Annotated in this window: 5 protein-coding genes; all 5 read right to left on the reverse strand. The window is 71.6% G+C overall.

What is annotated here, in order from left to right:
• The coding region (locus GRC12_RS40195; RefSeq protein WP_208785404.1) for a bifunctional glycosyltransferase/CDP-glycerol:glycerophosphate glycerophosphotransferase at nt 1-1593 on the reverse strand (1593 nt) is incomplete at its 3' end.
• A 134-nt stretch (nt 1594-1727) separates the two neighbouring features.
• The gene (locus tag GRC12_RS40200) at nt 1728-2609 is read right to left on the reverse strand and encodes a carbohydrate ABC transporter permease (protein ID WP_208785405.1); all 882 of its coding nucleotides are present in this window, start codon (nt 2607-2609) and stop codon (nt 1728-1730) included.
• Complete coding sequence (locus tag GRC12_RS40205; RefSeq protein WP_208785406.1) at nt 2606-3958, reverse strand: carbohydrate ABC transporter permease; 1353 nt, start codon at nt 3956-3958, stop codon at nt 2606-2608. The genes GRC12_RS40200 and GRC12_RS40205 overlap by 4 nt, the downstream gene beginning before the upstream one ends.
• Before the next feature lie 10 nt (nt 3959-3968).
• Entirely contained in the window at nt 3969-5351 is a 1383-nt protein-coding gene (locus GRC12_RS40210) for an ABC transporter substrate-binding protein (RefSeq protein ID WP_208785407.1), read from the reverse strand.
• Between the two features lie 174 nt (nt 5352-5525).
• A partial coding sequence (locus tag GRC12_RS40215) for an FtsK/SpoIIIE domain-containing protein (protein ID WP_280117587.1) occupies nt 5526-6812 on the reverse strand: 1287 nt, incomplete at its 5' end.

Below are 6812 nucleotides of genomic sequence, written 5' to 3' on the forward strand. Positions count from 1 at the left end.
GCGGTAGTCACGGGGGGCGGGGGCGTACAGCAGCGCGATCGAGTCGGCGGGGATGCCCAGGGACTCGCGCAACCGGGTCACGTCCGCCGAAGTCGCCTTCTGGAACACGTCGTTGCGCGGCGAGCCCAGTTCCAGGGTGGTGTAGGTGCCCGGGAAGACGCGTTCCCAGGTGAGGGTGGAGTGGCGGTTGGCGGACAGCACGTGGTCCCAGGTGTCGACGTCGTCGAGGAGCCGCCCGAAGTCCATGTCCCGCGCTGCGGCCGGGCGTTCCTGGAGGTCGAGGCCCATGTGGCCGAGCGGGGTGCCCTGGTGGGCCCGGATCAGGATCTGGCCGGGGCGCTTGACCAGCCGGGGAGCGAGGGCGGTGTCGGCGACGAGGTACTTGGAGCGGGCCAGGGCCGTCCAGTGGGCGGCCGTCTCCGGGGTGTCGAGCCAGGTGGTGCGGATGTGCGGGACGAGGGCACGGAACGCCTCCTCCAGGGCGCCCGGGGTGCCGCCGCGGCCGTCGGACGCGGTGAACACGGCGCGGTCGGCGCGCACCGGCAGACAGCGCTGGACGCGGTAGTGGACGCGCAGGGCCGTCGTGCGCAGGGACCTGAGCAGGCGCGCGGTGCGCTTGAGCACGGTGCGGCGCAGGGCGGAGGCCGCCCGCAGGGCGCGGTACGTGCGGTGCAGGCCCCAGCGGATCAGGGTGTGGCGCGGGGTGAGACGGGCACCGGGGACGCGGTGACGGCGGTAGTGGGCGCGGGCCCTGCGCAGGAACTCGGCGCGGGCCCCGCGCGGCAGCCGGCCCGGGCGGGTGAAGACGACGGCCAGGTGGTCGACCATGCGGCGGAACAACACCGGCCGCCAGCGGTCGAGTTCGGGGCGGCCGTCGACGTACGCGAAGACCCGGTCGTACTGCTCGAAGACGTCGAAGTGGCTGCGGCTCGTGGTGCCGAGGATGCTGCCCTGCCGGCGCTGGCGGTAGTGCACGCACACCCGGTCCAGGGTCGCCAGTGAGCCCGCCGCCATCAGGGCCGGGAACGTCCACGGGGTGTCCTCGTAGTAGCCCGGCGGGAAGGCGAGGGCCTCGCGCTCGACGAACTCCCGCCGGTACGCCTTGTTCCAGGCCACCATCAGCAGGTTCAGCAGGCCGGGGCGGTCCGCCAGCCGGAAGGGCGCCGGGCCCTGCTCGGTGAGCTGCGCCGCGGCCTGGTTGCGGACGCTCTCGCCGGTCCAGAAGATGCGCGCGTAGTCGTAGACCAGGACGTCCGGCTCGCCCGTCTCCTTCAGCCGGTCGGCGATCATCCGCAGGGCGTGCGGGGTGAGGGTGTCGTCGCCGTCCAGGAAGACCAGGTAGTCGCCGCAGGCCTGCGCGAGGCCGGCGTTGCGGGCGCGGCCGAGTCCCTGGTTCTCCGCCAGGTGCACGGGCCGCACCCGTGGGTCGCGGGCCGCGAACTCGTCGATGATCGCGCCCGATCCGTCCGGCGAACAGTCGTCGATGGCGATCAGCTCCAGATCCGCACACGACTGCGACAGCACCGACTCCAGGCATGCGTGCAGATACGCCTGAACCTTGTACGCGGGGACGATGACACTGAACCTGGGCAAGGGGACATCCATGGGTCGCAGCGGGCGGTAGGACCTTGCCCGGGAACGGCCGATGGAGTGATTTGGTTACGGTTTCCTACGGCATTCGGGGGACACCAGGTGAACGGTGTCCCCCGTTTCGGTTGCCTCGGGGGCTACTTGACGGCGCCCGCCATGACCCCGGAGACGAACTGCCGCTGGAACGCGAAGAACACGACCAGCGGGATGACCATCGAGATGAACGCGCCGGGTGCCAGCACGTCGATGTTGTTGCCGAACTGCCGTACCTGCTGCTGGAGTGCGACGGTCAGCGGCTGCGACTCCGAGTTGGAGAACACCAGCGCGACCAGCATGTCGTTCCACACCCACAGGAACTGGAAGATGCCCAGCGAGGCGATCGCCGGGGCGCCCAGCGGGAGGACGACGGTGAGGAACAGCCGGGTCTCGCCGGCGCCGTCCAGCCGTGCCGCTTCCAGGAGTTCACGGGGGATCTCCGCGAAGAAGTTGCGCAACAGGAAGATGGCGAACGGCAGTCCGAAGCCGACGTGGAAGAGGACCACGCCGATGATGTCGCCGAAGATCCCGATCTTGCCGAAGAGGTCGGCGAGCGGGATCAGCGCCACCTGGACGGGCACCACGAGCAGCGCGACCACGACCAGGAACCACCAGTCGCGGCCCTTGAAGTCCATCCAGGCGAACGCGTATCCGGCCATCGCGCCCAGCAGCACGACCAGCAGCGTCGCCGGGACGGTGATCCACACGGTGTTGAACAGCGCGTGCGTGATCGCGTCCTTCTCCAGCAGCGACTGATAGCTCTTGGCGGTCAGCTGGCTGGGCGCGGTGAACACCTTCCACCAGCCCGAGGTGGCGATGTCGGTCGGGTCGCGGAACGAGGACACCAGCAGCCCGAAGGTGGGCACCAGCCAGAACACGGCGACCACGATCAGGAAGACCCGCAGCACCCCGCCCGCGGCGCCGCTCGCCACCCGCGCGGCGAAGGAGCGCTTGGCGCGCACGGTCGAATCGAGGGCGGTCACCGTTGCTTCTCCCTTCGCAGACGCCGGATGTTGACCCACATCACCGGCAGCACCAGCAGCAGCAAGATGACGCCGATCGCGCTGCCGACGCCCTCGTTGCCGCCGCCGCCGAACGACGACAGGAACAGCTGCAGCGCGAGGACGTTGGCGTCGTCCTGACTGGGCTGCGGGGCGATGATGTAGACCAGGTCGAAGATCTTCATCACGTTGATCATCAACGTGACGAGGACGACGACCAGGACCGGCGCGAGCAGCGGCACCGTGACCCGCCGGAACACCTGCCACTCGTTGGCCCCGTCGACCCGGGCCGCCTCCAGCAGGTTGCGGTCGACGCCGGCCAGGCCCGCCGCGATCAGCACCATCGCGAAGCCCGCCCACATCCACACGTACGCGCCGATGATCGCCGGTGTGACCAGCGTCGGGCCGAGCCAGTCGATGCCGCTGTAGGGCGCGGAGAAGTTCGAGGCGGGCAGCCGCACCTGGGCCCCCTCGGCCTTCGCCGGCAGGGTGAAGGTGCCGTCCGCGCCGCTCTTGGCGGAGGCGACCACCTTGCCGCCCTTCACGGCCTCCACCTTGACGCCCTTCAGCGCCTTCTCACCCGGGTCGACCTTGCCCTTCGTGCCGCCGCCGCCCAGCTTGAAGTCCAGCCAGACGGTGCCGGTGATCCCGCTGCCGCTCGCCGCCTTGGCGTTCTCCGGGTTGCCGGGGAGCCGGTTGGGCGCGATGCCGACCAGCGGCAGCATCACCGGGGTGCCCGCGTGCACCGTCCCGGTCGAGGTGAACGAGCCGCCGCCGGACGGCTTCAGATCGCTCGCCGTCGCGTTCGGCCGGGCGTCGGGATAGACCGACGACGACACGAACGTGTCGTGGATCGACTTCGCGACCGCGTTCGCCGCGCCCAGGTTCGGGTCCTGCTCGTAGACGAGACGGAAGATGATCCCGGCCGCGAGCATCGAGATCGCCATCGGCATGAAGACGATCAGCTTGAACGCCGTTCCCCAGCGCACCCGTTCGGTCATCACCGCGAAGATGAGCCCGAGCGCGGTGACGACGGCCGGAGCGACCGCCACCCAGATCGCCGTGTTGCGTACGGCGGTCAGGGTGCGGCTGTCGCTGAAGATGTCGCCGTAGTTCTTCAGCCCGACGAAGCCCGAGCCGCCGGCGTCGTAGAGACTGCGCCAGACCGAGTACCCGATGGGGTAGACCACGAGCGCCCCGAGCAGCACGAACGCGGGCAGCAGGAACAGCACCGCCACCCACAGCCGTGTCCCCGTGACGCTCTTGCGCGGTTGGGCGGCGGGCGTCGGCAGTGCGCCGGCGCCCCCCGTCGCTTTCGCCACAGACGTCATGGCAGGACCGTCAGCCGGCGCCGTACGCCTTGGCGGCGTCGGCTTCCAGCTTCTGCTGGGTGCCCGCGACGTCCTTCGGGTTGCGCAGGAAGTCCTGCAGGTCCTTCCACTCGCCGATGCCGGCCGTGCCGCCGAACGCCGCCGGGGCCTGGTCGGACATGTCGAAGCGGAAGCTGTCACCGGCGGCGAGCAGCTGCTGGGCGATCTGCTTGGTGATGGCGTCCTTGTAACTGGACATGTCCATCTCCTTGTTGGGGGAGAGGATGCCGCCCTGTGCCGCCCAGATCTGCGCCGCGTCCGTCGACGCCAGGAACGTCAGCAGCGCCTGCGCGCCCTCACCGCCCTTCAGCGCCACCGCCACGTCGCCGCCGCTGACCACGGGGGCCTGCGAGCCGACCGCCGGGAACGGGAACACCTTCGCGTCCGTGCCCAGCTTCGCCTTGGTGTCGCCGTTGATGTTCGCCGCGACGAAGTCGCCCTCGAAGACCATCGCGGCCGGGGTGTCGCCCGAGAAGGTCTGCGTGACCGACTTCGGGAACTCCGTGTTCAGCGCGCCCTTGGTGCCGCCCGCGATCAGGTCGTTCTTGCCCCACAGCTGGGCGAGCGTGGTCAGGGCGTCCTTGACCGAGGGGTCCGTCCACTTGATCTTGTGGGCGGCCAGCTGGTCGTACTTCTGGGGACCCGCCTGCGAGAGGTAGACGTTCTCGAACCAGTCGGTGAGCGTCCAGCCGTCCGCGCCGCCGATGGAGACCGCCGGGGAGCCGGCGTCGGACAGCGTCTGCGCGGTGGTCAGGAAGTCCTTCCAGGTCTTCGGGGTGTCCTTGACGCCGGCCGCGTCGAAGGCCTTGGTGTTGTACCAGACCAGCGACTTGTTGGCGGCCTTGGCGTAGACGCCGTACTGGGTGCCCTTCCAGGCGCCGAGGTCGACCCAGCCCTTGGAGAAGTTCTTCGTCAGCTGGGCCTTCGCGTCCGCGCCGAGCGGCTTGAGCCAGCCCTTGTCCGCGAACTGGTGCAACACGCCGACCTGGGGCAGGAACGCGACGTCCGGCGGCTGACCGCCCTGGATCTTCGTACCGAGGAACGTGGACGTGTTGTTGCCCGTCGGCACGAAGTCGATCTTGGCGCCGGTGCGCTTCTTGAACTCGTCCATGACCTTCATGAAGTTGTCCTGCTCGGCACCGGTCCAGACGGCGGCGACCTCCAGCGTCTGGCCGTTGAGCTTGGGGAGTTTCAGGCCGCTGCCACCGCCGCTCGCGCTCGGCGAGCTGCCGCCCGAGCCGCTGTTCTTGTTGTCGCCGCCTCCGCAGGCGGCCAGCGAGAGCGCCGCCGCGAGGAGGGCGGCCGTGACCGCGACGGTCCTGCGTTTCCGGTTCCTGGTGCTCGTACTGCGCATCACTGCCCCGTTCTTCGTTCGTCGTCGAACGTCGAGCGCTGTCCCGTGCGATCCGGTCTACGCCGCGGGGTTGAGGGCGGCAAGACCGCGTGTTGTGTCAACCGGAGGATCGTGACCGCCTCGTGACCAGGCGTCAGGCGGGCGCGCGGACATGCCCCGGACGGACCGAACGGATCACAGCAGTGAGGGGACCTCCGTCGCCGAGACCTCCCGGGCCGCCCGCTCCAGCGCGCTGGCGAGGAGGGCCAGGTCGGTCGCGCCGTTGCCCAGTTCCCTTACGGGGCGGCGGGTCGGGGGGTCGCCCATGCGGGGCCAGTCGAGCGGGACGACCGTGGGGCGCAGGGTCGCCGTGCGGGGGATGCGGCCCGTGACCCGGCCGCCCTGGAAGGGCAGCGCGCGCCCGTCGGACCAGGTCAGCCGGCCGCGCCCGGGGGCGGGGTCGTCCGGGCCGGAGTCCGGGGCTTCGAGGGTGACGCGCAGGGTGGCCCGGCGGGCCGGCTCCGACTCCGCGGTACGGCCGCCGGGCCCGGCCGCGGCGACCAGATGGACGCCGAGCCGCTCGCCCTCCCTCGCCACCGCCTCCAGGGCGCGTATCACCGAGCCCGCGGCGGGGCGGCCCGGGGAGCCGAGGGCGGGGGAGACCAGGGCGTCCAGGTCGTCCACGACCACGACGAGACGGGGCAGTGGGGGCGCGGCCTCCGTCTGCCGGCGGGCCGCGCCGGGGCGCAGCCGCATCGTCGCGCTGGGCGGGGTGTCGAGGTCGGCCGCGCCGGTGCCGCCGGGCGCCGCGCCGCGGGACGGTGTGCCGCGCTGGGCCACCATGCGGCCCGACAGCTCGCGGCCCGTGTGCCACTCGGCGAAGTCGGAACGGCCGAGCAGCTCCGCCCGGCGCTTCAGCTCCGCGCTCAGCGACTGGGCGAACTCCCGCATGCGGACGGGGTCGTTGGCGGTCAGATGGGTCGTCACGTGCGGGAGGTCGGTGCACACCCGCAGGCCGTCCGACTGACCGTCGATCAGGACGACGCCGAGCCGGTCGGGGCGTTCGGCGGCGGCCAGCGACGCGACGACGGCCCGCAGCAGCTCGGTGCGGCCGCTGGCCGCGGGGCCCTCGATCAGCAGGTGCGGTCCGTCGGCCGTGAGGTCCACAGAGACCGGACCGCGCGGCCCTGCGCCGAGCACGGCCCAGGCCCGTCCGCCGAGCGCGTGCGGGTCGTCCGCCGCGTCGGCCCAGCGCGCCATCAGGGACGCCGGGGTGGCCCTCGCCAGCCCCAACTCGTCCAGCAGCCGCGCCGACTGGGGCAGCGGCACGGCCACGCGCGTGTCCCGCTCGACCCCGGAACCGTCCGGCCGCAGCGGCGCCAGGGCCCGCGCGAACCGCTCGGCCCAGGCAAGCGAGACGGCGTCGACGGCGGCGACGGTGCCGGGGGATATGGGGCCGGCGTGGGAGGGACGGACGGGGGT

Origin of the sequence: Streptomyces griseorubiginosus (genome assembly GCF_017614965.1) — a bacterium.
Classification (GTDB): Bacteria; Actinomycetota; Actinomycetes; order Streptomycetales; family Streptomycetaceae; genus Streptomyces; species Streptomyces griseorubiginosus_B.